Annotated in this window: 20 protein-coding genes, 1 tRNA gene and 1 pseudogene; 10 read left to right on the top strand and 12 right to left on the bottom strand. The window is 51.3% G+C overall.

The genetic code is table 11. The features are described from left to right. The first annotated feature begins 787 nt into the window (after positions 1 to 787). Entirely contained in the window at positions 788 to 2,962 is a 2,175-nt protein-coding gene (gene katG / locus ACEQFP_RS03455) for a catalase/peroxidase HPI (RefSeq protein ID WP_005283179.1), read from the top strand. Between the two features lie 426 nt (positions 2,963 to 3,388). Here the strand turns inward: katG and ACEQFP_RS03450 are convergent, their stop codons facing one another. The 3 genes from ACEQFP_RS03450 to ACEQFP_RS03440 are packed head-to-tail and all read right to left on the bottom strand — an operon-like array spanning position 3,389 to position 5,196. After that, the gene (locus tag ACEQFP_RS03450) at positions 3,389 to 3,751 is read right to left on the bottom strand and encodes a pentapeptide MXKDX repeat protein (RefSeq protein WP_068870048.1); all 363 of its coding nucleotides are present in this window, start codon (positions 3,749 to 3,751) and stop codon (positions 3,389 to 3,391) included. 47 nt (positions 3,752 to 3,798) lie between these two features. After that, positions 3,799 to 4,587, bottom strand: coding sequence for a molybdopterin-dependent oxidoreductase (locus tag ACEQFP_RS03445; protein ID WP_068870050.1), 789 nt, complete (start codon positions 4,585 to 4,587; stop codon positions 3,799 to 3,801). A 9-nt stretch (positions 4,588 to 4,596) separates the two neighbouring features. Next, positions 4,597 to 5,196, bottom strand: a complete 600-nt coding sequence (locus tag ACEQFP_RS03440; RefSeq protein ID WP_068870053.1) for a cytochrome b/b6 domain-containing protein — start codon at positions 5,194 to 5,196, stop codon at positions 4,597 to 4,599. A 526-nt stretch (positions 5,197 to 5,722) separates the two neighbouring features. On the opposite strand from ACEQFP_RS03440, the gene ACEQFP_RS03435 reads away from it, so the two are divergent. The 5 genes and pseudogenes from ACEQFP_RS03435 to ACEQFP_RS03415 all read left to right on the top strand — a co-directional run bounded on the left by ACEQFP_RS03435 (position 5,723) and on the right by ACEQFP_RS03415 (position 8,813). Beyond that, on the top strand, positions 5,723 to 5,890 hold the full coding sequence (locus ACEQFP_RS03435; RefSeq protein WP_370557737.1) for a hypothetical protein: 168 nt from the start codon (positions 5,723 to 5,725) through the stop codon (positions 5,888 to 5,890). A gap of 15 nt (positions 5,891 to 5,905) precedes the next feature. Further along, a pseudogene (locus tag ACEQFP_RS03430) lies at positions 5,906 to 6,025 on the top strand (helix-turn-helix domain-containing protein); the annotation flags it as partial. Continuing rightward, complete coding sequence (locus tag ACEQFP_RS03425) at positions 6,014 to 6,580, top strand: GyrI-like domain-containing protein (RefSeq protein WP_396463902.1); 567 nt, start codon at positions 6,014 to 6,016, stop codon at positions 6,578 to 6,580. The pseudogene ACEQFP_RS03430 and the gene ACEQFP_RS03425, both read left to right, overlap by 12 nt. Positions 6,581 to 6,654: 74 nt before the next feature. Beyond that, positions 6,655 to 7,212 (top strand): LuxR C-terminal-related transcriptional regulator, encoded by a 558-nt coding sequence (locus ACEQFP_RS03420; RefSeq protein WP_370557739.1) that lies wholly within the window; start codon positions 6,655 to 6,657, stop codon positions 7,210 to 7,212. 335 nt (positions 7,213 to 7,547) lie between these two features. Beyond that, positions 7,548 to 8,813, top strand: coding sequence for a nucleoside permease (locus ACEQFP_RS03415; RefSeq protein WP_035597981.1), 1,266 nt, complete (start codon positions 7,548 to 7,550; stop codon positions 8,811 to 8,813). A 63-nt stretch (positions 8,814 to 8,876) separates the two neighbouring features. Here the strand turns inward: ACEQFP_RS03415 and ACEQFP_RS03410 are convergent, their stop codons facing one another. Together ACEQFP_RS03410 and ACEQFP_RS03405 are read right to left on the bottom strand one after the other, a co-directional pair. Further along, a complete protein-coding gene (locus tag ACEQFP_RS03410) occupies positions 8,877 to 10,373 on the bottom strand; it encodes a C69 family dipeptidase (RefSeq protein WP_005283154.1) in 1,497 nt (498 codons plus the stop codon). 814 nt (positions 10,374 to 11,187) lie between these two features. Then, positions 11,188 to 11,760 carry a hypothetical protein gene (locus ACEQFP_RS03405; RefSeq protein ID WP_035597978.1) on the bottom strand — a complete coding sequence of 191 codons (573 nt, stop codon included), beginning with the start codon at positions 11,758 to 11,760 and terminating at the stop codon, positions 11,188 to 11,190. Positions 11,761 to 11,890: 130 nt separating this feature from the next. Here ACEQFP_RS03405 and ACEQFP_RS03400 point away from each other — a divergent pair, with 130 nt between their 5' ends. Together ACEQFP_RS03400 and ACEQFP_RS03395 are read left to right on the top strand one after the other, a co-directional pair. Next, positions 11,891 to 12,781, top strand: coding sequence for a LysR substrate-binding domain-containing protein (locus tag ACEQFP_RS03400; RefSeq protein ID WP_005283148.1), 891 nt, complete (start codon positions 11,891 to 11,893; stop codon positions 12,779 to 12,781). A 434-nt stretch (positions 12,782 to 13,215) separates the two neighbouring features. Beyond that, entirely contained in the window at positions 13,216 to 13,890 is a 675-nt protein-coding gene (locus tag ACEQFP_RS03395; protein WP_172953316.1) for a type-1 fimbrial protein, a chain, read from the top strand. 426 nt (positions 13,891 to 14,316) lie between these two features. On the opposite strand, the gene ACEQFP_RS03390 is transcribed toward ACEQFP_RS03395, so the two are convergent. Together ACEQFP_RS03390 and ACEQFP_RS03385 are read right to left on the bottom strand one after the other, a co-directional pair. Then, the gene (locus ACEQFP_RS03390; RefSeq protein ID WP_370557741.1) at positions 14,317 to 18,459 is read right to left on the bottom strand and encodes a S6 family peptidase; all 4,143 of its coding nucleotides are present in this window, start codon (positions 18,457 to 18,459) and stop codon (positions 14,317 to 14,319) included. 573 nt (positions 18,460 to 19,032) lie between these two features. Further along, complete coding sequence (locus tag ACEQFP_RS03385; protein ID WP_005295035.1) at positions 19,033 to 19,455, bottom strand: Exc2 family lipoprotein; 423 nt, start codon at positions 19,453 to 19,455, stop codon at positions 19,033 to 19,035. A 399-nt stretch (positions 19,456 to 19,854) separates the two neighbouring features. On the opposite strand from ACEQFP_RS03385, the gene ACEQFP_RS03380 reads away from it, so the two are divergent. After that, positions 19,855 to 20,250 carry a cell envelope integrity TolA C-terminal domain-containing protein gene (locus ACEQFP_RS03380; protein ID WP_162138509.1) on the top strand — a complete coding sequence of 132 codons (396 nt, stop codon included), beginning with the start codon at positions 19,855 to 19,857 and terminating at the stop codon, positions 20,248 to 20,250. Between the two features lie 39 nt (positions 20,251 to 20,289). On the opposite strand, the gene ACEQFP_RS03375 is transcribed toward ACEQFP_RS03380, so the two are convergent. Then, a protein-coding gene (locus ACEQFP_RS03375; RefSeq protein ID WP_097364082.1) for an IS1 family transposase occupies positions 20,290 to 20,984 on the bottom strand; the annotation gives its coding sequence in 2 pieces (ribosomal slippage) (positions 20,290 to 20,741 and positions 20,741 to 20,984; 696 coding nt in all). Positions 20,985 to 21,163: 179 nt separating this feature from the next. After that, positions 21,164 to 21,239: transfer RNA gene (locus ACEQFP_RS03370), tRNA-Thr, on the bottom strand. Between the two features lie 216 nt (positions 21,240 to 21,455). Between ACEQFP_RS03370 and ACEQFP_RS03365 the strand changes: the two genes are divergently transcribed. Then, complete coding sequence (locus ACEQFP_RS03365; RefSeq protein WP_068871867.1) at positions 21,456 to 22,487, top strand: NADP-dependent oxidoreductase; 1,032 nt, start codon at positions 21,456 to 21,458, stop codon at positions 22,485 to 22,487. A 71-nt stretch (positions 22,488 to 22,558) separates the two neighbouring features. On the opposite strand, the gene proA is transcribed toward ACEQFP_RS03365, so the two are convergent. The 3 genes from proA to crl all read right to left on the bottom strand — a co-directional run bounded on the left by proA (position 22,559) and on the right by crl (position 25,517). Continuing rightward, entirely contained in the window at positions 22,559 to 23,812 is a 1,254-nt protein-coding gene (gene proA, locus ACEQFP_RS03360) for a glutamate-5-semialdehyde dehydrogenase (RefSeq protein WP_035599062.1), read from the bottom strand. Positions 23,813 to 23,821: 9 nt separating this feature from the next. Beyond that, positions 23,822 to 24,928, bottom strand: a complete 1,107-nt coding sequence (gene proB / locus ACEQFP_RS03355; protein ID WP_005283114.1) for a glutamate 5-kinase — start codon at positions 24,926 to 24,928, stop codon at positions 23,822 to 23,824. 187 nt (positions 24,929 to 25,115) lie between these two features. Continuing rightward, positions 25,116 to 25,517 carry a sigma factor-binding protein Crl gene (gene crl, locus ACEQFP_RS03350; RefSeq protein ID WP_035599059.1) on the bottom strand — a complete coding sequence of 134 codons (402 nt, stop codon included), beginning with the start codon at positions 25,515 to 25,517 and terminating at the stop codon, positions 25,116 to 25,118. Positions 25,518 to 25,538 lie beyond the last annotated feature (21 nt).

Raw genomic sequence — 25,538 nt, 5'->3', positions numbered from 1 at the left:
TAATCAAGAAAATAAAGGGGAATAACCTATGGTTATGGCAATAAATTTAATGCATGGCGACAAGCATAAACTTTTAACGCATTGAGCATAGGATTCTCTTATTTAAGAAAAATGAATGGCGGATAAGAAAAAATAATATAGCATTTCTCGCGTTGCATTTTATCGCCTCGAGGTAGGCCGCCCTCCTCCGGCAATCAGAGCAATGTCGACCCCGGCGCCCCTAGCGCATAGCCCAACCAAGTTTTATGCCAACAAAACCCACATAAACGCATACAAAAAATCATGCTTTCATATAAAAATAGATGCTTTAACTGCGAACGAGGGAAAATCAGCAGTTTGCTGTTTAATTGAACACGCCTATAACGGCCTTCCATCCCGACGACACAGGCCTCGACCAGGTAACGACCGCCGCTTCGTCAGCACCCCGACATCGAATATATTTTTATGATTTATAGCGAATTCCTGACTTCAGGACTACCCTTGCTGGGGGAGGAACCCTAACATCGAACGAAGCGACACCGTACTCTGACGTTATTGGCTACCTTTCGGTTGTTCACCTCAATCGATAAACAAAGTAATTAATGGATTTAAATAGTGGCAAGGGCCTATCGAGACTTAAGAATCAATTGGCCATCCCTATTTCTGAAATTGAGTCTAGGCGCAATACAAATTTCAGTAGGCGGGTATAATGGCCACTGATTTATAGAAGGCAGTGCTCCATCACACAGTGCATTATTCGTAGTAATAGCCTGAGCGGTACTCCATAAATTTACTGAAGGTGCGAGAAATGGGAAACAAGAACGAATTTTCTGGCGGTAAATGCCCGGTCATGCATGGTGGCATGACGTCTTCGAGCATGTCTAAAAAAGACTGGTGGCCGAATGCCCTGAATCTGGATATCTTGCATCAGCATGATACCAAAACCAACCCGATGGGGAAGGACTTCAACTACCGAGAAGAGCTGAAGAAGCTGGATGTTGAAGCGCTGAAAAATGATGTGCGTGCACTGATGACCGATAGCCAACCTTGGTGGCCGGCTGACTGGGGTCACTATGGCGGCCTGATGGTACGTATGGCTTGGCACTCCGCTGGCTCTTATCGTACCGCCGATGGTCGTGGCGGTGCTGGCACCGGTAACCAACGTTTCGCTCCGCTCAACTCCTGGCCGGATAACGTTAACCTGGATAAAGCACGTCGTCTGCTGTGGCCGATCAAGAAAAAATACGGTAACAAAATCAGCTGGGCGGATCTGATCATTCTGGCTGGTACCATGGCTTATGAGTCCATGGGTCTGAAAACCTTCGGTTTCGCCTTTGGTCGTGAAGATATCTGGCACCCGGAAATCGATACCTATTGGGGTTCAGAGAAAGAGTGGCTGGCACCGAGCGGTAGCGAAGGCAGCCGTTACTCCGGCGAACGCGATCTGGAAAACCCGCTGGCCGCCGTTATGATGGGCCTGATCTACGTCAACCCGGAAGGGGTTGATGGTAATCCGGATCCGCAAAAAACCGCCAACGACGTGCGCGTGACCTTCGCCCGTATGGCGATGAATGATGAAGAAACGGTGGCACTGACTGCCGGTGGCCATACCGTCGGTAAATGCCACGGTAATGGTAGTGCCGCTAACTTGGGCGAAGCGCCAGAAGGTGCCGATCTGCAAGAGCAGGGCCTGGGTTGGATGAACCACACCTCACGCGGCATTGGCCGTGACACGGTAAGCAGCGGGATCGAAGGCGCCTGGACCTCTAACCCGACTCAGTGGGATAACGGCTACTTCGATATGCTGTTCGGTCATGAGTGGACCCTGACGAAGAGCCCGGCGGGTGCCTGGCAGTGGGTTCCGATCGATATCAAAGAAGAAGACATGCCGGCCGACGTTGAAGATCCGTCACGTCGTACCATCCCGATCATGACCGATGCGGATATGGCGATGAAAGTCGACCCGGCCTACCGTCAGATCGCCGAGCGTTTCCGCCAGGATCCGGCTTACTTCTCCGAAGTCTTCGCCCGTGCCTGGTTCAAACTGACCCACCGTGATCTGGGGCCGAAATCCCGTTATTTTGGTCCGGACGTACCGCAAGAAGACCTGATCTGGCAAGATCCGGTACCGGCTGGCCGCACGGATTACGATGTTGCCGCAGTGAAAGCCAAGATCGCAGCCAGTGGCCTGAGCATCGCCGACATGGTGAGCACCGCTTGGGATAGCGCCCGTACCTTCCGTGGTTCCGACAAACGCGGCGGCGCTAACGGCGCTCGTATTCGCCTGGCACCGCAGAAAGATTGGGAAGGCAACGAACCGGCTCGTCTGGCTAAGGTACTGAGCGTACTGGAGCCGATCGCCGCCGAATTCAACATTAGCGTCGCCGATGTGATCGTGCTGGCCGGTAATGTTGGTATTGAGCAGGCAGCGAAAGCGGCCGGTGTCGCGGTAGACGTTCCGTTTGCCCCGGGTCGTGGCGATGCATGCCAAGAGATGACCGATGAAGAATCGTTCGAAGTTCTAGAGCCGCTGTCCGATGGCTTCCGCAACTGGCTGAAGAAAGACTATGTCGTCAGCGCCGAAGAGATGTTGCTGGATCGTGCTCAACTGCTGGGCCTGACCGCCTGTGAAATGACGGTCTTGGTTGGCGGGATGCGCGTACTGGGTGCCAACTATGCCGGTAGCCAAGACGGCGTCTTCACTGACCGTGTCGGCGTCCTGAGCAACGACTTCTTCGTTAACCTGACGGATATGGCCTACACCTGGAAGCCGACCGGTAGCAATCTGTATGAAATCTGCAATCGTGCTGACGGTACCAAGAAATGGACTGCTAGCCGTGTAGACTTGGTCTTCGGTTCCAACTCTATCCTGCGTGCCTATGCCGAGGTTTACGCACAGGACGACAATAAAGAGAAGTTTGTCCGTGACTTTATCGCCGCCTGGAACAAGGTTATGAACGCTGATCGCTACGATCTGCGCTAAGTTAGGGCAACCACGTTTAACCTTATCCGGTTAATCTGATCCAAGCGGGCAGCAACGCTGCCCGCTTGCTTTTTCCTCGTCGTACTGAGTCTTACTGCGCACACAAACGTTCCCTTCTCGCTCTACCCGCCGCTCGCTGGCCTCTTCCGCACGCCTCACCCATAACACGCGATAACATGAAGATTCAGCCTTCTCATGTGGCGATCTTGGCTCCCTAGATGCGCCGAGCGATCACCGGCCCCTCGCACTCCGTCACTCCCCCCATACCCAGCCGATTCGCCCGCTAACCGGCATAAGACGCGTTGACATCGCCGCGCGAGTCCAGCCTATATCGCACGCCGCCGTCTCCCGACCAGATAAAAAAATACGCCGGCAACCGCATGGCGCCAGCGTCTGTTATTTCCGCTCCGTCCAACAACACGGGGCTTACATTCCCTCGTTCATCTTATCCTTGCTCATGCCATCGTGGGACATCGCATCCTGTTTCTTCATCGGAGCCTTGCTCATACCATCGTGGGACATCGCGTCCTGCTTCTTCATCGGAGCCTTGCTCATGCCATCGTGGGACATCGCGTCCTGCTTCTTCATCGGAGCCTTACTCATGCCATCGTGGGACATGGGCGCCTTTTTCTTCATCTTATCCTGACTCATCCCCTCGTGAGACATGGCACGCTCCTGCTTCATGCCATCGTGCCCCATTGCATCCTTCGCCATGCTATCTGCCGCATACGCGGCGGAGAAAGCCATCAGCAAGGAGCCAGCCAATACGGTTGCGAGTATTTTTTTCATGTTTACTTCCTTTAGTGATTTCTCGGTGAATAGGAGTAGCGAGCCGATCAACTACCGCCAAACCAGTTGTAGCCCTGATCTTCCCAATAACCGCCGGGAAAGCGGTTCGTAACGTCGATGGCAACAATCTGTTTTGGATTTTTGTAACCCAGCTTGGTCGGAATACGTAATTTCAACGGATAGCCATACTCCGGGGGTAATATCTGACCATCCCAGCTCAACGCCAGGATCGTCTGCGGGTGTAATGCGGAGGCCATATCGATACTGGTGTAGTAGTCATCGGCACAGCGAAAACTGACATATTGCGCGCGCCTGTCGGCGCCGATCAGTTGTAGAAAGTCGCGCAGCCGTACGCCTCCCCAACGGCCGATGGCGCTCCAGCCCTCGACGCAGATATGGCGAGTAATCTGTTCGTACTGCGTCAGACGATACAGTGCCGGTAAACGCCAACTGCGCTTATCACCCACCAACCCATGAATGGTTAGTTGGTAATCGTCGGCGACAATCTGGGGAATCGCCTCTGCTGTGTAAAAGGCATTAAAGGGAAAGGGGCGCGTTATTTCGGCTTGCGTATACTCAGGCGCTAAACGCTGACCGTTAAAGAGCCAGCCCTGCACGCGATCGTTGAAGCGCGACATCCGACTCAATACATTCTCGACATCAGGGTTATCACTGAGATCACAGCCCGTGAGCATGGCGATTCCCCCCAAGGTCAATCCCTGCCGTAAGAAGCGGCGGCGGGTCGATCCAGACAAACGCGCCGCGACTAGGCGCTGGGCGTCCTGGATGAGTAGTCGGGCATCACTCGCCGACAAATCGCTAGACTGCTTATTCATCGTTACTCCTCAGCGACCCCGGATCATCGCAACCAATGTCTTCGGCACCAGTGCCACCATCAGTAGATGCAACACAAGAAAAACACAGAGCACAGCCATGGCATAAAAATGGATATAACGCGCCACTTCATACCCACCGAATAAAGTTCGTAACAGCGGAAACTGTACCGACTTCCACAGCACCAAGCCGGAAAGCACCAGTATTAAGGCCGCCAGGATGGCGACGAGATAGGCACACTTCTGCACGGCGTTGTAATGGTAAGGGTCACCATGAGACAAGCGCCCACGTAAGGCCTCGACCATATCGTGGCCGATCTGCCGTAATGAGAGGGGCCCGAAACGCTGGCGCCAGCGAGCGGTCAACAGATTGAGGGCCAGATACACGGCCCCGTTTATCACCAGCAGCCACATCGCGGCGAAATGCCACTGTAAAGCGCCACCGAGCCATCCCCCCAAGGTATACGCGCGAGGAAAAGAGAAATTAAATAGCGGTGACGCATCGTAAATGCGCCACCCACTGAAGATCATCAAGACGATAGCGCAAGCATTAATCCAGTGACAGACACGTAGCCATAGCGGGTGAATCGGCCGCGAGCGAGTCTCTTTCATCTTGTTATTCCTATGGCATCGGGTGTTTTTCACTCTACGCCATCGCTGAGGAAAAAATCCTTAAACAAAACGTGATAACTTCTTGCATAAAGATTGCATACATCAATATTTGATAGCCGCGGATAACCCCACTTCAGCCGATCGCTCCCACGACTAACGTCGTTATTCCACCCGCCATACATTGCGCCTGGAGCGCTGGCAGAATCACGCTAAGCGCCCTGCACTAGCAAAAAATGGCCGATAACAATACTGCTCTCACCCGGTTATTGGACCTCAGCATAGAACAGAACCAAATCCACACAATAATTATATATTTATCGCCAAGTGCGATATTAATATCGTTCTCCAATGGACTATCATCCTCATAGCAATAGAGAGTTTATTTTATGTTTTATCTAAATAAATTTTATCTACGTGCTATGCATAAAAAGCTAAGTTTCACAACAAAATAATTGTTACCATCTTGTAAAGTGCTGATGTTGCACTGTGCTATGCAGCGCCTCAGTTGTTACTCAAGGAAATAAAAATGATGAAGGAGATCATTATAAGCTCAATGGTGAACTGGATAGAGGAGAATAGCGATAAAAACATCACAATTGATGATTTATCTATCGTGACTGGATACTCTAACCGCAGCCTGCATAACTTTTTTAAAGAAAAGTACAATATCACCCTGGGGAAATATATCCGGTAACGTCGACTCAGTCGCTCAGCGATGCTCTTGCGGCTCACCTCACAATCGATTACACACATTGCACTCAGTTCAGGATTCGATTCGGTGCAATCGTATAGTCGAGAGTTTAAAAAGGCTTTTGGCCTGAATCCACGAGGCTACCGGCGTAACAAAACATGGTATCTCGCTAAGTTACAGCCTAAACTCCCTTTAGGTTCACATGAGAGTATTAGATTCGATATCTGCTGGCTTCCCTATAAACGACTCATTGGGCAGCAGAGTAACTATCAACTATCCACCAGTAAGTTACCTGCGATCATCAGCCCACAGAAAGGACTGCGGATCCTCAAGGCGATGCGACAATGGCGACAGGATATCTATTGCACATCATCCTTCGCGCCCTGCCATAAGAGAGATGACGCCATTGCCATATCCAGCTTTATTGGTATTCAAGGTGACAAAGTACCATCATCTGACGGTATGATGATATCCAGCTGTATCGAGCCAGGTAAATATATCAAGTTTGACTTTACTGGTAATTGGGAACAATACCAAGTCTTCTCTCTTCGCCTGTATATGGAAGTTTTAAGCAAACACGCTTTTGTTAGAAGAATTGGGCATGACATTGAACGCTTTATCTATATTAACGAGTCGGACACGGATCAGACGGTGCAAAAAATAAAATTAGAGCACTATATCCCGATAGAGTAAAACAGAGGCCAGCACCAGGGCTATCTCTCATTAGCATTACTTACAATAATTAGAGTGAATTAATCGAGGTTATCATGCTTGATTTTATTGGTATTCCAAAATTTTATGCTGTTAGCTTGCGGCGACTCATCGAGGATCTCAGTCACGAGTGTCAGCGATCATTTAACATTACATTTATTGATAAAGATTTTGCCTATACCAGGTGCCTATGCATGCTCTCTGATGAAAGCACTATGCTGTATATTGGCAAAAAGTATCAGCATGATGAGAGTAGTAAATATATTTATTACAACGATCCATTAGATGATGTGAAAGGTAAAATCATTGCACAGTATAGCATTACACAGAATACGAGCGTCTGTAAGTATTGCATCATGATGGAGTCGCTTAGTTCTATAGAGAAAAGACTACTGTGTTACATCAAGTCAGATTACAGCATCCACGCAATTGCTAAGCAATTCTCGCTAAATCGAAAGACAATTTACAGTATGAAAAGCAATATTTTTCAAAAATTAAAATTTAAAAATAAGATAGCGTATTACAACTGGATCAATCAGGTTAAGTTAGCGCCAAAAAAAATAGTCATACCAACATTAGCATCCCGGGCTCAGACATCAAGGCGTGGTGGATAACCATAGGCCGGTGCGCACGACGCCGCTGGCGCTCCTGTACCGATTGAGAGCACGCCTTTAGGCGGAGGGCATTCACTCGACACGCAATCACATGGCTTGAGCTCCGGCACATTCAGCGAGCCCAACGGAAAGGCGACGCACACACAGAAAAATACCCAGTGATGATAAAAATGTAATCCTATCCTTCCCTTACCGCGGACGCTGCCCCGTAACGAGGCACCTTCAGCCAACCGACTCAGCACGCAATCATCGGATAAGTGGATTAATCAGATATCTAACCTATCAATACCGATGCTATTGTTACGGGTTCTCTACTGCTGCCGAAGGATCGCGCAATGAAGACTACAGCGAAGCTGTCGCTGATGATGTTTATGGAATGGTTTATTTGGGGGGCCTGGTTCGTCCCGCTATGGCTATGGCTACATAAAAATGGTTTTAGCGCCGGCGAGATCGGCTGGTCCTATGCCTGTACGGCGATTGCTGCCATCTTATCTCCGATCCTGATCGGCTCGCTGACCGATCGTTTCTTCTCGGCACAGAAGGTTCTGGCCGTGTTGATGTTGCTCGGCGCGCTTCTGATCTATCTGGCTGCACAGCAGACCCACTTTAGCGGCTTCTTTCCGCTATTACTGGCCTACTCGCTGACCTATATGCCTACCATCGCATTGACCAACAGCATCGCCTTCGCGAATGTCGCCGATGTTGAGCGTGACTTTCCACGCATCCGAGTCATGGGCACGCTCGGCTGGATCGGCTCCGGCCTCGTCTGCGGCTTCCTCCCGTCGTTATTGGGTTACGCCGATATCTCCGCTACCCATATCCCTTTGCTGATCACCGCCGCCAGCTCCGTCCTACTCGGCCTCTTCGCCCTCACTCTCCCCGATACGCCCCCACAACGCCGTGGCCGGCTGAACATGAAGGTCATGCTCGGCCTGGACGCCTTGGTACTGCTGCGCGATAAAAACTTCCTGGTCTTCTTTGTCTGCTCATTCCTCTTTGCGATGCCACTGGCGTTCTATTACATCTTTGCGAACGGCTATCTGACCGAAGTGGGCATGAGGAACGCGACGGGATGGATGACGCTCGGCCAATTTTCCGAAATCTTCTTCATGCTGGCCCTGCCCTTCTTCACCCGGCGTTTCGGCATCAAGCGGGTACTACTGTTAGGGTTACTCACCGCGGCCATGCGTTATGGTTTCTTCATCTATGGCGGCGTCGATCACTTATTCAGCTATGCGCTACTCTTCCTCGGCATCCTGCTACACGGTGTCAGCTATGATTTCTACTACGTCACGGCCTATATCTACGTCGACAAAAAGGCACCGGCGCATATGCGTACCGCCGCACAGGGACTGATTACGCTATGCTGCCAAGGATTTGGCAGTTTGCTCGGCTACCGCCTCGGCGGCGTCATGATGGAGAAAATGTTTGCCTACCCCGAGCCCATCAATGGCCTGACTTTTGATTGGACCGGTATGTGGACCTTTGGCGCCTTGATGATCCTCGTCATCGCCCTGCTGTTTATGCTGCTGTTCCGCGAATCGGATCAGGAGATTGTGGCGATTGAGGAGCCGCGGCCAGTGCAGGAAGAGGGGCGATAACCCTCTGCGAAAAGAGCGGCTGGCACACTCCCCGATGCGCCAGCCGATTGCTGAGATTAGGACTCAGTCCTTCTTCGTTGCGTTAGAAAAGAAAATATCGGACTGAATATCTTTGGTACGGATAGTAAAAAGCTGATTGGTCAGATCGTCCGTCAGTTTTTCGGCATCGGCCATAATCCGTAGGTTAAAGTCATTTAGCATCTTATCGGCGGCCGGTTTATTCGTTTTCGCCATTTGCAGATATTTCGCCTCAACCTCTTGTTGCTCCTTCGCAACCTTATCCTCCCACGCCTGGTACGCTTTCTTAACGATAGGGGCGAGCTTCGGATAATCCGTCATGGTCAGCGTCTGTAGCTTACGGTATTTCCAATAGATAGACTTATCATCCGCTTTATCCGTCCCTATCGAGTAATTCGCCGGATAGGCTTTCAATCCACTGTAATACGGCACAAATGCGGTCAGATCGGCCATCCCTAAGCCAACATAGGTCGTTTCGCCGATCTCTTTTGGCAGCCAGGGGCGAACCTGCATCACGTGTGACTCATAGGTACGGAATACACTCACCGGGCGCCAAGGCTCTTTGCCGTTCAATCCATTCGTGTAGGGGTCGTGTGCCGTGCCTTCATAGTGGCTACGCAACACCGCTTTCACCTCATTCAAGGTCATTTTATGTTCTGGCGTCATAAAGACGGGGAACTGGCGACCGTCAGCCACATCCTGTTTGACGGAAGGATTAAACATCTTCTGGATACTCCAAACGCGGGGATCGTTATAGTTACGATCACGCTCATCATCACGCGTATACACTTTAGAGAAGTTAAATTTCCCGTCGCGCTCCGGATTATAAAGCCCTTTTTCGCTAGCAAACGAAATAAGGGATTTGGAGGCCATCATGTCTGGATTTTTCGGGTCGTAATCCTGCAAGCGACCTTGGTTACCTGTAGCAAAATACTGGTTATTCGGTAGGCGTTGTGCCATCCACTGATGGCCGGTGCCGGTTTCCAGATACCAGATTTCGTTCTTGTCCACCACGGCCACACCAAATCCCTCTCCCGCGCCGGTGGTTTCGATAATATTCCCCAGTAAAGCGACGGCATCACGCGCCGTTTTCGACTGAGATAACAGAATATCGGGGATATCGTCTTCGGTGATGCCTTTATCTTTTACATAGGGGTCAAAGGCCAAGGCTTTTGGCGAGGCGAAAATAGACTCGGTGCCACTGACGCCAACCCCCAACTCGTTAAAACCGGTCGCGCCATGTAACTGCGTTTTCCAGTTGGGTACCGTGGTATAGCGCAAGGAGTTTTTGGGTAAAGGCCAGGTAAAATCATTCGCACCGTTATGTGCTTTGGTACTGTATACGCCGGTCTGATTCTGTTTCGCCGGATGAATCACGAAGTGTTGTGCTTTCAGCGCATCGCTGTCTGCACTCCGCGCAACCAACATGGAGCCATCTGCCGACGCCTCATTGCCCACCAACAACGTCGTACACGCAAAACCGGAAGACACCGTGGCCAAGCTAACTGAAAGTGCAATCAGACACTTTTTAAACGCAAACATTACGTATCCCTCATCATTACGCTATAAGACACCGGAAACACACCATTTCCTTAAATACGGAGACTGACGTCGTCCGCCAGAGAGATAAACGCCCCTGTCCACGTTTTCTCCAAATATCTGCTCACGCCTTAGCGTCTTTTAGATAGCATGCACTATCTATTTCGCTATTTTATTACGCAGCCAATACCGAGGTATGCAGGATGTTTCACGAACTGAAATTGAGAATAGCAATAGCTTATAGTGAGATTCAGTGACACTCTTCGCGAATTCAGATAATAAAAGTAAAGCGAGTTTATGACTCACCCGCGGTAAAACATCACCAGGAAACACATACGATTAAAGAAGAACCTCCCAGCGTTTAATATAATGGTCACCTAGCAATATCAATTGATTAACCCCATATAACCCCAGCAGAGTCTGACGCCCCCCCGGTGATAGCGATATCCCAAGCCTCCTCACACATTTTTTCCTATTAACCTAGTAAGGAAATAAATTCCCGCATGGTTACATCTATGTAAATCATACTGCTATTAAGCGGCGTAAGTTAGGCGACTGTCCTACCATGCTGCCGCCTCCCTTATTTATTTTGGTGCATTGATAACCGATAGAGTTCACCACACCCAACGTTAACCATTGATTAATACTCGATTTACTTATCGTCTTATTCCGTAGAACATTTCATTCTTGAAAAGAATGAGTGACGAATTATCGCGCCACGCTGACAGCAGAAAAGAGCGGCGGCCGCGCTATAAGTAAAGCTTTTATTTGAATAACACGCATCAGATATCTTCAGGTAGCTGGGCTATAAATTAACTTATTTTAAATCCTGCTCACGGACCTTCACCAGTACCCCCCCCAGTAACGCCAGATCGACCAGCACCGCCAGTGCGTAAGCGAAACCGCCTCTTCCCACCTCGGCGTAGTGATGGGTTAGCAGGGTCGCCAGGGTGATAACAACGATGCTGACGAGCGTCACCGCATGCGCCATCATCCCCTGCGCCTTTTTTTCTACGTCATTATTTCGCCAAGCGATACCCAGCCCTAATCCCGCCATCACGACCCCAGGCACGAACTCCAGCCAGTCGCATGCACCATTCCAAGCGATTAATAACAACAGCCAACCCGCCGCCGACAGCAAAAAGGCATAACGCGCTATCGCAAGGCAGTAACGCGCTGGCCAGGGTTGCCAACGAGTGAGGAGATGACCCGCGATAAAGGCAGCCATCAATGCAAGAAGCAATACCAGACAACCGACAACGCCCAATACGGCAGATACATCCAATAACAAGGCTCCCGCGGCGATGACGCTACTCAGCGCGATAATCTGCGTGCGCCGATCAGCACCCGTTGTCGCCCTCGCGGTATGTGGATTCAGGCAAATACTCATTTTCGCTCCAGATATTCTCATACACTGATGAATTAAATTCAGTGTTAACATGACTCGCCGGTAGCCTACCTCCAATATAATCAGCCAGACAAACGCATAGATTTCAGCCATAGATGAGAAAAACTCAGCCATGAAAAAAAACCGCCTCCCGCCGCTAGGGGCGCTGCGCGCCTTTCACGCCGTTGCCCACTGCCACAGCTTTAAACGCGCGGCTGACCTGTTGGGCGTCAGCGCGACGGCGGTGAGTCATCAGATCAGGCTCCTGGAGTCGGTGCTGGAGTGCCGGGTCTGTGAGCGCAGCGCCCAGGGCGTAACGCTTACTGCCAGCGGCGAAATCCTTTTTGCCGGAACTCAGCGTGCGTTTAGTGCACTGGAAGATGCCACCGAGCAAATTGTCCATTCTCAGCCGTCGCCATCGCTGACCGTCACCACCACCTCCAATTTTTTAACGCATTGGCTGGTACCACGCTTGGCGGAATTTAAAGCGGAGCTTCCCGCCATCGATCTGCGACTGCATACCAGCATCGAGCGTGTGGACCTCAAGCAGCGCGGCGTGGATGTCGCCATTCGCTATCGTGAAACGCCGGAGTGCGATCTGCATTGCACCTTGCTGTACGAAGACCGTTTTATCGTCGTCGCCAGCCCGACACTGGCCATTACCCGGATCGAGGATTTACGTAATGTAACCCTATTCCATGTCGAACATCGCCACGTGCCGGCCGATTCGCCGAGCTGGGAAAACTGGCAGCGCCGCTACGGGCCAGCGCAGCTGAATATTGACTCAGGATTAACCTTCAGCGACGAGACGCACGCGCTACAGGCGGCGGTTGCGGGCCAGGGCGTGGTCATTGCCAGCGAGTTGCTGGCGCGGGATCTCCTGCAGCGCGGGGTATTGTCGGCACCCTTCACGATGTCGCTACCCGGCGCAAACTACTATCTGGTCACGACGCAACAGATGGCGCAGCGCGCCGATATCGCGGCACTGCGTGACTGGCTGCTGCGGCATATGGCGTTTTTCTAAGGAGATATCCGGGGTGTGTGGTCATGGCACCCGTGGGCGATGCTGAGCTTCCGCTTTGCCACGGGGCGATCCCTATTGCTGGATGAGGCGAGATCTGATGCTGCCACTCCGCAAACGTTCGATATATTCAATAACGCAGGTCGCCAGTTCAAGGCGACCCTGTCGCTTTAAAATAGATAAATAAAATATAACGGTACAATCTAAAAAATATTACTAATACATCCCAACCCTGCTTATCTCACTTTCTCTGAAAATTCAGCCTGACGACATAGCAAATATGGCGTCCACTGGCGAAGGATGTAACAGTATAAATAATATTCTTTGAGATAATTGTCTTATATTATCACATCCTAACCATGCACCGATGGATTACGGCAGCGCGCCGGGGCGATGGCATTAACCCATAAACAATTAATATATTTAAGTGAGAGCTTATGGCAGATCAACGGAATCATCGGGGGTGGATGGGCGGCATCGGAGCGATGGCCCTGGCCGTGGGATTAAGTGGTACGGCGGCGTGGGGTGCGGAGCCCTCGAGTGGAGATACCTCCCTGATCTCTGGCTTCGCCGTACCCGGCGGTAGCGGCACCATCAATGTTACCGGCCATCTGATTAACAGCAGCTGCGCCATATCGGTCGACAAAAACAGCGATGAGTTTACCCTCAGCCAGGCTCAGGTAAGGACCGCCAGCTTTAATGACGTGTTAGTCACACTCCCCTTTACCTTTACGGTATCACAATGTGCCGATACACCACTTTTATTTAAACTAAGGGTACAACCGCATGGTCAGAATTTTGTTTATAGTTTTGGCGGTGAGAATTTAAGTATATTACAGTACCGTTTAATCTTGTTTGCTAAAACCATCAATAGTGAGCAATGGCGGAGTGTCACTAGAGAGGTCGTCAAGTCGCTCAACATAAACACGAATGGGGGTGTTGCCATACCTAATTATGACAACCAGAGAGAAGGCCTATTGTTTACCCCTGCCTCAGAGAGCGAACAATTTACCATCAATATGGTAATCACTCGATCGCCGTTAGACTATACGCCCACGACTGATGCAGAGAATCTCAGTACGACCTTTACTTATGAATTCGTCTATAACTAGCGAGCGTCACCCTCTCACGCGCAACGGCGCGCGTATCGTGTAACTATAGGGTAGGAGCGTCTAGCGGGGTGGGAGCAGTCCAACATCACCTCGGCAAAGTCCAGATCTATGGCTGCAATTGATGGTCTGTAAATCCACCACAACATATTTAGCTGGGCAAACAGGAGACGACTACCTATGAATAAATCAGATTTTGGCTAAACAGCCCTGCTGGCGATTGCTGTTGTCAGGCAAGAAAAAATGCGGCTGCCAGGATGACAGCAGCCGCAGAAGTTAAGAGTAGTCCATAGGTACAATGTGAGTCGTACCGCGCAAGCCCTAACAAAACAATTCAAATGATTGCAATAACATTAATTCACAAGAGTCACTAAATATCCTTTCTTTTGAGGAAAACAGCGCCAGCTGGCGCTGTTTTCGATAGGGGGATTAGAAGGTGTAACGGAAGTTAGCGTTTATTGCATGGTCTATATTATATTTACCAAATGCAGAGCGCTCTAACGTCAGCCCAAAGCGGGTATTGTCTTTGACCTCCGCATTCATCCCCAGGTTGTACAACATTCGGCTGTCTTTTTTACCGGTAAAACGTTTTTCGCCAGAGGCATCACGTAATGCCGTTTCACCATTAGCGATCAGATCGAATTGCCAGTCGATTCCTGCTCGCGCCGTGACACGCCATCCCTCACCGCTCAAGGTTTTACCTAATGCGACCCCGGTGCGTCCGATCAGCGGGTTGTAAGTCTTATTACGCATTGAGACATCCATACCGTTATCGCTCCATTTCAGTGTCGTACCCGAGACCGAGCCATATACGAGTTCAGCCTGAGGTTCGATATACAGGCTTTCAGTGAGTGCGTAACGGTATCCCCCCTCCACGCCAGCATACCATGAGTGTGTACCATAGCTCCGCTTGCCAAGATTGGCGAACTGGGCATTATAGTCGTTATCATGGTGAACATATTTGCCGATCACATCCAGATAAGCACCTGAGTCAAACAGCATCGATGCATATAAGCCGCCCCCGAGTGAGTGGGTGTTTCCGGTGTAAGCCTGCCCGCTAGCGCTGCTATTTGTGTAACTCATCAGTATCCCGGTGAATAGATCACCCTTAGCGAGACGATGCTTTTTATCAAAGCCCGTTTGAAGATGGGTATACCGATCGGAGTAGCCGACGTCACCGGTGCCGGCGCCGTTCATGAGACGCACCCACAGACCATCCGCCCCCTGCGTATCACGTAGTTCACCCATACGCTTATTCAGGTTGTTCACCTCGGTCATAAAGTTTTTATACCCTATCGCCATAAAACTGTTGGCTGAGGTGGCCGAGCCTTTATCGGGAGCTGAGCGATAGCCATCGAGTATCCACTGTACCTGACCGTCCTTTTCTTCACTGCGGATCGTGGGTGTTACCAAGCTGAAACCAATCACTCGATTAGCCGCTTTAAACAGCGCGTGATCGGTACCGGCGGGAGCTGTGACCAAGGGAATATTCAGTGGCGTGTCCACTGACGGTTGCCGCAAGAAATTCACGAGCAGCGTGTTATCTCGCCCTTCCGCCCGTTTGTTGATGACGAGCTTATCGCTATCTTGCAAATCGGTTTTCAGTGCAAAAGCCGACTGATTAGCCTGTAACGTGTCGGTCGTGAGTGTGCTAAATGCCTTGCCGGTAAAGCCAGCGAGCGAGCGCTGCATATGCAGTGCCCCCATATGGGAATGGCCTGATATTTGCCAGAGCGTATCGCTCATGCTCATCTGTCCTTGCGGAAGCGTGACCTGGCCAGCATAGACATTACGGAAATTATTAAACAGGCTGTACATCATGCGATCCGCCTGACTTAGCTTGTCGCTCAGCGTAATCTCATCGTCTCCACCAATAGTGATACGAGAGGCGCCCTCACCTTGAATGTCACCGCTGACGAAGGTATAGGGGGAGAATTTCAGCGCCGCATCACCACGTAACCGGAAGCCTTGGCCATAGTCTGCGGAATAAAAGTTGGGGCTGACTTGGCCGGATTGATCCGTATTTGGTGTGCCTGCAAGCGTTAATCTGGCTCCCTGATCAACGCTGATTGTTGCATCGCTCCACCATCCACCGTTGGCGGTCAGGCTAGCCCCCGGTTGCAGTGTGAGCGGGGTCTTACTGAAGTTGCTGTAGCCTGTCAGTTGTGCCTGCGTGGATTTCACCGTCACCTGACTGTTCTGCCCTTGGATGTCGCCGTTGAAGATCTCATTGATGGTCAGGGTGGATTGATCCTGTAGTGTGACACTTCCTTGGTAGCGACTCATATCGGCTAAATCTGTGGCGATGGAAGCCCCTCTTTGTGGGGTTACCTTTTTCCCGGTACCATCATTCAGGTCGATATATAGGTCTGGCGATCCTAGCCTTACCGTGGAGCGCGTGGCCTTAATGTCACCATTAAAGACGGCATTTCTGGCCAGCTCGAAGGTAGTGTTATTCAGTTGCAGTGAGTTAAGCCGGAAGGTTCGGGTTTCCCAGTCAGATTGATCGAAAGAGGTGGGTTGCGTCCGAACGGAGTTATCGCCCTGGTTCTTAAGCGTATCTGCAATACCCTTACTGTTGAAGGCATGGATAACGGGATGCCCCTGAAGGGTCAATCGCCCATTTGTGTGACGCCATTCGCCAGCGGGGGTATCGATGTTGCCGTCGAAGATAAGACCGCCATCGCTGTGGCTGGTATCGGTTTGTAGATTAATGTTCCCGGCAATATTGCCGTGATAAATCCGATCATCGATAGGACGACGTGATTTTACTAACTCAATCGCGTTCTCTTTATCATGGCCAACAAACTCCCAATCGTTGTTAGTGGTTTGATTGGTTGGGAAGTATCCATATCCTTTTTTCTTTTGGATGAAATAATCTACCGTATGTGAGTAGGGGTTATTGTAGATATATAATAATCCGGCTGCACCGCCAGAGCGTTTATTCGCATCCCATTCATTAATCGGAACATGGGTGTCCGTGTAGGGCGTCAGGCTAACCGTTGCTGCCTGCTTGCTACTATTAACGATGCTTGCACCATTATCGGCGGCGTTGAGGATACGAAAAGCAATATCGTTGCCATTGATATCGAGCCGTCCGCCACGGAAACCCCAACTGATCTTGTCGGGATTAATCTGATGGCTATCGCTAAGTACGACGGTAGGACGGCCACTCGCCAGGTTGATAGTGCTAAAGGCTTGCACCTGCCCATTCTCGTCGGGACGTTGGGCTAAGATCACCGTACCATCGCCAACCTTGAGTCCTCCCGGATTAACCCCATGCCCGGCAACACGCAAAACACCCTCACCAATCTTATGCAGGTTATCCCCTGATACGCCATTTACCTGCCAGGTGACTTCAGCGTTTTTGGCGATATTCAGGCCAGCTCCTGTCCAGGTCGCGTCATTTTCTGAGGAAACCGTGTAGTTGCCATTAAAAGTCAGCGCCCCGGCCCCCTGGTTAACCGAGTTTTCTAGTACGATGTGGCCAGCGTTACCTTGCAAGGTCAGGTTTTTGCCAGCATTAAGATCGTTGCCCTTTTGACCATGCATGATGTAACTCGCCTCGCCCTGGGCTAATGTCCCGGTTCCCTCTTCGGCATTGAATTTCCACCGTAAGGGGGAGATCCCTTGCTTGAACGTAATAGCCCCATCCTGATCATCTTGCATTACTTTGTCGGTAAAGTCGGTTTGGATCACCGCCCAGTTCGTTCCGCCTGAACTACCGGAGCTGAGTGTTCCCACCAGAACCCAGGCTTGCCGAGTTGTATCGTATGCGTAGAGAGGGGAGCCGCTATCACCACTAAGGCCACTTGAGGAGAGTGGGCCTTGTTCTGGGTTAAATGTATCTGTAGTGCGGCTGCTGATCATTTTACCGTTGTTATAAGACCAAGGAGACCCTACGGTGCCACCGGTTAAATAACCATATGCCCCGCTAATCCAGACCGTTTTCCCTGCCCTATCTTTGATCTGCTGTGAGCCTGAGCCTACCCGATAGAATACCGGAAAGCGTTCTTTGTCAGCATAAATGTTAGTTACCGTACCGGCATCCGTAACTAATGCAGGCGCAACCTCTGTCACCAGTTTGTTGAGCCGAGGCGCGTGAAAGTCTAACGAGGGATGGTTATTTCGGGTAACAAGATTGTAATTGTTTTGCCCGTTGCCAAAGCTCACACTTTGGTAGCCGCCGTTATGTTTAACGCTGACGATATATTGCGGTGATATCAATGCTGCAATACCAGACTGAAAGTTAGCACTGCTAAAATCCGGCATAGGGGCCTTATCCAGATATCCTACGATCGCGCCTTTTTTATCGTAAATCGTTATGTTAGTTGCATTCGCGGCGAACTTTCCCTTGTTTTCTGCAAAGTCCCGGAAGGTTTGATAAGCAATATCCTCTCTCACAACTGACGCCTGAGCAAAGCTAATTGTTCCCATCGTTATTGTTGCGAGGATTATCGCTAAGGCTGTGCGACTCATGCGTGAAGACTTCTTAACACGAGTCGCAAACTCGGGTACAGGAATCAGTGCATCCTGTTTTGCACTGTACTTCAGAGCATATATTTTATTCATAGAATATCCTTACACACTTTATTCGTATAATTATGCAATGGTGACCAGAGTGTCATTACTGACACTAAAAAATTAAACACAAGCATAAAGATTTGCAAGCAAATCATATTACCTATCATGATGACTGAGATGTAATAGATATCTTTCATCAATTCATGATGCAGTGATTATTGTGATATTTATCACTGCAATCTCGAGTTTTTAACTAAAAATTTTAGTGTTCATCACACATTATTCGTATTTAGATCGAAGTTCAAAAATCAAGAAGGAACGGGATAATGATTACTATTATGCTTCCAGTTTGATAACGGTATCGTTTTCGTTTGAGCTAGACAAAGACACTGAATTGGCTGGTCCGAATATAGCACTGATATGAGTGCCTCTGATCGACAGGTACTCACGATAGAGCATTTGATTTTGAAGGTAAGAACGGTTACTCGCGAAGCGCGGCTCCACCAGGGGGCTAGCATGGTCAAGCTAAGAGGGTACTTGAGATGATAATATCATATCTATCAAATAGATGAGCATCCCCCTCTATACAATAAAAAGCCCGCATCAGCGGGCTTCGTTATATCACTTCTTCCCCTCATAGCCATCAAAGTAAACTTTTGAAATCGTGTCAGTAAATAGTTTAGCTTCTTTCGCTGGGATAGGGTCATTGTCAGCATACTCTCTACCAGCGAATAGGCTGGTTTTCTTTAATGAGTTTAGAAACTCTACGCTTTGATAGTATTTAATTCGCTGCTTAGCCTCTTCTGGCGATATACCGGCTGCCTTATCCTTTGCTCCCATATCCCAAAATTGTTGGAAAAAGGGAATTAACATTTTTGTTGTATCTGTTTTATGAACATAAAAGTTTGGATCGAAACCATCATCAGAGGTATATACATAATGCCGAGTGTGACGTTCTACACTACTCTGGTGTGGTGTACAGGCGGTGAGTGTTATGGTTGAGAGTAATAACGTGAGGTACAGGGAGCGTGCATGTCCTTTCATTGACGGGGATCTCCAGAGGCTATGTTCTTAGTAACAGTGTTGAGATCTCTCTATAATAGCGCTTGTTAATCAGTTTTCAATATGATACACATTACCGTATATGTCTTGTTTATCATTCTTATGAATTTAATATTTTGATGTATATTTAAGCTGGAGTATTAATCTTTATTTTAAATTAATAACGTGAGCCGCATCACAAATAGATGAATTTATTTGCTATTGTGTAAACCATTAGCAAGTGGATACGTCATTAAATGTGTTGGAGTAACAAGCATATAACATAGATGTATCGTTGGTTTTTTACTTTCCCTTTTATGGATTGAAGACAAGAGCTATCCTACAACAATATGCAGAAGAAAAGCATATTTCATTTTAACCAAAATTAACATGGCGCTGGCAATGAGAACATTACTCTTTTTTTCATTCATGCTAATAGTATCGGGTTGTGTGCAAAAAACACCTGAGCCTTCAACGACAAATTGTTTACCATCAAATACTGTTACCGTTCATTATTATCACAACACTAAACCTAATATGAGCCAGTCCGAGTATATCGGGCAAATAAAGAATATTATTTCATCTAAGATGTATGGTGTATCAGCGTATAAAGGACAACGATGCAGGTTAAGGCTTAATGCACGAAATAAAATAGCCACAGTAGAACGCGGTGATTTAACGTTATGCATGGCCTTATTGTACACTATTTCATCCGCTGCATTCCCCACTGTACCAGACGGTATTCAGGAAAAAGATTCTAACGAGCTGAAGAACATTCCAATAGACGTTAATCTTTGATGCCGTGATAGAGACTCAAATTGACGATGGTACATCCAATTAGTAGAACATGTATTTTTCGATAAAGGCTCCGATAACCTTTTCATGAAGTTCTACAGAACGTGAGAAGCAGATACTTCTACGGGCCAGTCTTTTGATTCGGGTTCTCAGCGTCAGGTTGTTACGCTCAATGCGTTGGGTGAATATTTTTCCAGCCAGATGCTTATCCTTCGGCACCTCCCGGCCATAGCTGCCCCACTCGTCGCTGGTTATCATGCCGATGTTGAATGGCGTGAGCAGTGCCAGTAGCTCCCGACAGGTTTCATCGGTCCGGGGACAAAAAGTATAGGCCAGTACACCGCCCGTTTTGATGTTGTACGCGTACCAGAGCCAGTGCTGCCGGGCTTTGCTACCAACAAAGCGCCATTGCTCATCGAGTTCGCAGATAAGCGCCACATCAGCATGGGCGACGGGTGAAGACGTTATTCGCTTCGGCGCGAGTTTTTTAAAGCCCGGATGACGGTGTTAATGCCAATTTTCAATGTCCTGGCGGTATCGCGAACGCCGGTACCGTTGAAGGCCATTTTGGTATTCTGCTCTTTAACGCCCGGCTTACGGGCTTCATAAGCGTAAGTGAGCTGAAACACGCGGTGGCAGTCACGGCATCGAAATCTGTCATAGCCTTTAGGGTTCTGACCATGGCGGTAAACCTGAGCAGACTGACAACGGGGGCAATGAACGGGAAAGCTGGCCATGAGAGAACCTCAAAAGCCCCGCATTATACATCCGATTCAACCAATTAGAGGCATCACCGGTACCCGTTTTAATTTTGGATTACAATGGCAAAAGGTGGATGGCGGCAGATAAACAAAATAGTTAATTCTGCGAAAAACAAGGAAAAATGGAAGATTGGGGATGATGCTGGATGAAATAATGGTGCCGATAATAGGAGTCGAACCTACGACCTTCGCATTACGAATGCGCTGCTCTACCAACTGAGCTATATCGGCACTGAGGGAGTTGGGCGTGTTGCCCGAAGTGCGGGAGATACCATAGTGAAAAACCTAAGGAGCGTCAAGGGCTAGTAAAACGAATGGTCATTTCCTCGACAATACACCGTTCATGCTATGGGGCGAGATAGCGTCAACACCGTCACATTGCCCCACGCGATTTTGCTCTAGGCTGTCCCTGTTAGTCTCTACAACACGGCGACAAAGGAGCAAATGATGACACAGACAGGAACGACGAATCGGCGTCTCGTGTTACGCCAACGGCCCTGTGGCATGCCGACGGAGCAGGACATCCAGTTACAACAGACGGCCATCCCGCAACCCGCCCAGGGGCAGCTGTTGCTGCGTACCCTCTACCTTTCTATCGACCCGTATATCCGAGGACGGATGAATGATGGCCCCTCCTATACTCCCGCCATGCAGCTGGGTGACGTGATGGTCGGTAGCACCCTCTCTCGGGTCGAGTGCTCACACCATCCCGACTATGAGGCTGGGGAGTGGGTGCTGGCGCAAAGTGGCTGGCAAGATTATGCCCTCTCCAATGGCGATGGCTTGCAGAAAGTCCCCGCAGGGATGGCACACCCCACCTGGCTACTCGGCGTGCTGGGGATGCCGGGATTCACCGGCTATATGGGGCTGACCGCCATCGGTGATCCACAGCCTGGTGAGACGGTGGTGGTCTCCGCCGCCAGCGGTGCGGTCGGCTCGGTCGTCGGCCAAGTGGCCCGTCTACGCGGTGCCCGAGCCGTCGGGATCGCGGGGGGCGCGGAGAAGTGTCGCTACGTGTGCGATACCCTCGGCCTGGAGGCCTGCATCGATCACCGTATGCCCGACTTCCCCGCCCAACTACGGGCGGCCTGCCCGAACGGGATCGACGTCTACTATGAGAACGTCGGCGGGGCGGTCTTCGATGCGGTGCTACCGTTACTCAACACCCGGGCACGCGTGCCGCTCTGTGGCCTAATCAGCCAATACAATAGCGTGGCGAACGATAGCCTCGACGATCGCCTCCCGCTGCTGATGAGCACCATCTTAAGAAAACGGCTGTTGATCCGGGGTTTTATCATTGGTCAAGATTTCGGCCAGCATTATGCGGCCTTCTATCAACAGATGAGCCAGTGGTTGGCTCAAGGCCAGATCCACTATCGGGAGGATGTCGTCGAGGGGTTAGAGCAGGCCGTTACCGCGTTACAGGCGCTGCTCTCGGGCAAAAACTTCGGCAAGCTGTTAGTCAAGGTGGCCGATTGAGTCGAGCCCACCCGCTGACAGACTGAGGTTAATGCAACGGCTCCCCCATATAGGGAGCCGTTGCAACGCGATCAGGCACGCACCAGATCGTCACCGTAGCCGATCCACTTATAGGTGGTCAACGCCTCTAGCCCCATTGGGCCACGCGCATGCAGCTTCTGCGTACTGACCGCCACCTCGGCTCCCAGACCAAACTGGCCGCCATCGGTGAAGCGGGTACTGGCGTTGACATATACCGCCGCCGAATCCACGCTATTAACAAAACGCTCGGCGGCACGCATATCACGCGTCAGGATGGCATCGGAGTGCTGTGTACCATGGATACGAATATGATCGATGGCTCCCTCCAGATCATCCACGACGACCACGCTGAGATCCAGCGACAGCCACTCGTCATCCAACGCCGCCGGATCTAACGGAACCACCGCCGCCGGGCCATCCTGGAGTAACGGTAGCGCGCGTGGGCAGGCATGCAGCGTGACGCCGGATAGCTGCATCTGGGCGCTGAGGCGCGGCATCAGCGTCGGTGCGATGGCGGCGTCGACCAGCAGCGTCTCCACGGTGTTACAGGTACTCGGGCGTTGCGTCTTGGCATTGGTGATGATCGTCAGCGCCGCCTCGATCGCCATACTCCGTTCGACATAGATATGGCAGACACCGATACCGCCGGTGATCACCGGGATGGTCGCCTGCTCACGGCACAGACGATGCAGGCCAGCCCCGCCACGCGGGATCAGCATGTCCACATAACGGTCCATACGCAGCAGCTCGTTGACCAGCGCCCGATCGGGACTCTCGATCACCTGCACCGCATCCTGGGGCAGATCCGCCAGGGCCAGCGCACGCCGGATCGCCGCCACCGTCGCCCGATTGGTGCGCCAGGTCTCTTTACCGCCGCGCAGGATCACCGCATTACCGGTCTTCAGGCACAGCGAGGCCACGTCGACAGTCACATTGGGCCGCGCCTCGTAGATCACCCCGACCACACCGAGCGGTACGCGGCGGCGCTGCAATTGCAAACCGCTGTCGAGCCGACGTCCATCGATGATCTCGCCGACCGGATCGTGCAAGCGGCACACCTGGCGGACATCATCGGCGATCGCCGCCAGACGCGCCTCGGTTAACAGCAGGCGATCCAGCATCGCGTCACTCAGCCCATCGGCGCGCGCCTGTGCCACATCCTCTTGGTTCGCCTCTAGGATCGCCGCGCTATCCTGTTGCAGACAGTCGGCAATCAGCGCCAAGGCTCGATTCTTCTCGGCGCTGCCCAACAGCGCCAACTGATAGGAGGCCCGTTTGGCGGCCTTCCCCATTTCTTCCAACATGATGGCTCCTTAACTGACGATCATGTCGTCACGGTGTACGGCGACCGGGCCATACTCATAACCGAGGATGGCGCTGATCTGCAACGAGTGATGTCCGGCGATCATGCGCAATGCGTCGCTGTTGTAGCGGGAGACGCCATGCGCCAAATCGCGCCCATCCAAGCCACGGATGCGCACCACCTCGCCACGGGAAAAGTCGCCGCTCACCTCGCGGATCCCCTTCGGTAGCAAGGAGCTGCCTCGGGTGACAATCGCCTCCAACGCCCCATCATCCACCACGATTTCGCCGGCGGGCGGGGCACCGAAGATCCAACGCTTACGGTTTTCCAGCGGGGTCTGCTCGGCATGAAAACGGGTACCCACGGAGACGCCGTCGATCACATCCCCGATCACTCCCGGCCGACTACCGGCAGCGATCACCACCTCGATCCCCGCTCGGCAGGCGACATCGGCGGCCTGAAGCTTGGTGGTCATGCCACCGGTGCCCAAACCCGATACGCTATCGCCCGCGATGCCACGCAAGGTGTCGTCGATCGCGCTCACTTCACGGATCAACTCGGCGGTCGGGTTATGGCGCGGATCGGCGGTAAACAACCCCGCCTGATCGGTCAGCAGCAGTAGTTTATTGGCGCCGGCCAAGATCGCCGCCAGCGCCGACAGATTATCGTTGTCGCCGACCTTAATCTCGGCGGTGGCGACGGCATCATTCTCATTGATCACCGGAATGATACGGTTATCCATCAATGCGTGCAGGGTGTCACGGGCGTTGAGGAAACGCTCGCGATCCTCCATATCGGCACGGGTCAGCAAGACCTGGCCAATGTGGATACCATAGATAGCAAACAGCTGTTGCCATAGCTGGATCAGGCTGCTCTGCCCCACCGCGGCCAGCAACTGCTTGGAGGCGATGGTGGCGGGCAAGTCTGGGTAACCCAAGTGCTCGCGCCCGGCGGCGATGGCCCCGGAGGTCACGATGACAATACGGTGTCCGGCGGCGTGCTGCTGGGCGCACTGACGGACCAGTTCTACGATATGGGCGCGGTTGAGGCGGCGGGAGCCACCGGTCAACACGCTAGTGCCCAGTTTTACCACCAGGGTTTGACTGCCACTCGTCATGTTCTATAACCGTTGTATTTTCACAGAAAAGGGGGGAACCGCGGTTCCCGGCACGCTGACCAGAGGGAGGCGGCCTGCAGCCATCACTCCCTCCCGCCTGCATTTTTATCAGGCATAGCGCATTATGCCAACAGGCGAAAGGGAAAGCATAGGCAAAACCGGGAAAAGGCCTCGCGTATGATCCAGGTCAGCGTTCGGCACGACTCAGACGCAGGGAGTCGTCATCGGCAGGATGCAGCGGCATCGAGAGGGAATCCAGCAAGCGTTGTAGATTGCCGTGGAAGGTGGTCAGCGTCTGCTGCAGGCGCGCATTCACCAGTTCATCCGCGATCGCCTGCGGTTGCCAGCAGCCGGCACGATCATACAACCCCAAGGCGTAACGATAATGAAAACGATCCTCGGTCACCTGCAGATCCAGCCACCAGCCCCAGAACTCGCGCTTTTCCGGATCGGGCTTCACGTTGACGCAGACGGCGAGACAATCGAAGAAGAAACGATCATCCGCGCACTGCTCGGCGCGGAGATATGGCCCCAGCGCCATGAATTTTTTGATCAAACGTCCTTTCGGGTAACCTTGAGGTAATGTCATCGGGCACGCTCCTTATTGCGG

It is taken from the genome of Edwardsiella sp. A.80236 (genome assembly GCF_044540725.1).
Classification (GTDB): Bacteria; Pseudomonadota; Gammaproteobacteria; order Enterobacterales; family Enterobacteriaceae; genus Edwardsiella; species Edwardsiella tarda.
This window is presented reverse-complemented; position numbering and strand designations above follow the sequence as displayed.

Excerpts from the sequence above, each read along its gene's own strand:
- ACEQFP_RS03385 (WP_005295035.1), bottom strand. The coding sequence starts at position 19,455 with ATGAAAGGACATGCACGCTCCCTGTACCTCACGTTATTACTCTCAACC.
- katG (WP_005283179.1), top strand. The coding sequence starts at position 788 with ATGGGAAACAAGAACGAATTTTCTGGCGGTAAATGCCCGGTCATGCAT.
- ACEQFP_RS03435 (WP_370557737.1), top strand. The coding sequence starts at position 5,723 with ATGATGAAGGAGATCATTATAAGCTCAATGGTGAACTGGATAGAGGAG.
- ACEQFP_RS03400 (WP_005283148.1), top strand. The coding sequence starts at position 11,891 with ATGAAAAAAAACCGCCTCCCGCCGCTAGGGGCGCTGCGCGCCTTTCAC.
- proB (WP_005283114.1), bottom strand. The coding sequence starts at position 24,928 with ATGACGAGTGGCAGTCAAACCCTGGTGGTAAAACTGGGCACTAGCGTG.
- proA (WP_035599062.1), bottom strand. The coding sequence starts at position 23,812 with ATGTTGGAAGAAATGGGGAAGGCCGCCAAACGGGCCTCCTATCAGTTG.
- ACEQFP_RS03415 (WP_035597981.1), top strand. The coding sequence starts at position 7,548 with ATGAAGACTACAGCGAAGCTGTCGCTGATGATGTTTATGGAATGGTTT.
- ACEQFP_RS03450 (WP_068870048.1), bottom strand. The coding sequence starts at position 3,751 with ATGAAAAAAATACTCGCAACCGTATTGGCTGGCTCCTTGCTGATGGCT.
- ACEQFP_RS03410 (WP_005283154.1), bottom strand. The coding sequence starts at position 10,373 with ATGTTTGCGTTTAAAAAGTGTCTGATTGCACTTTCAGTTAGCTTGGCC.
- ACEQFP_RS03420 (WP_370557739.1), top strand. The coding sequence starts at position 6,655 with ATGCTTGATTTTATTGGTATTCCAAAATTTTATGCTGTTAGCTTGCGG.
- ACEQFP_RS03405 (WP_035597978.1), bottom strand. The coding sequence starts at position 11,760 with ATGAGTATTTGCCTGAATCCACATACCGCGAGGGCGACAACGGGTGCT.
- ACEQFP_RS03445 (WP_068870050.1), bottom strand. The coding sequence starts at position 4,587 with ATGAATAAGCAGTCTAGCGATTTGTCGGCGAGTGATGCCCGACTACTC.
- ACEQFP_RS03365 (WP_068871867.1), top strand. The coding sequence starts at position 21,456 with ATGACACAGACAGGAACGACGAATCGGCGTCTCGTGTTACGCCAACGG.
- crl (WP_035599059.1), bottom strand. The coding sequence starts at position 25,517 with ATGACATTACCTCAAGGTTACCCGAAAGGACGTTTGATCAAAAAATTC.
- ACEQFP_RS03395 (WP_172953316.1), top strand. The coding sequence starts at position 13,216 with ATGGCAGATCAACGGAATCATCGGGGGTGGATGGGCGGCATCGGAGCG.
- ACEQFP_RS03390 (WP_370557741.1), bottom strand. The coding sequence starts at position 18,459 with ATGAATAAAATATATGCTCTGAAGTACAGTGCAAAACAGGATGCACTG.
- ACEQFP_RS03440 (WP_068870053.1), bottom strand. The coding sequence starts at position 5,196 with ATGAAAGAGACTCGCTCGCGGCCGATTCACCCGCTATGGCTACGTGTC.
- ACEQFP_RS03380 (WP_162138509.1), top strand. The coding sequence starts at position 19,855 with ATGAGAACATTACTCTTTTTTTCATTCATGCTAATAGTATCGGGTTGT.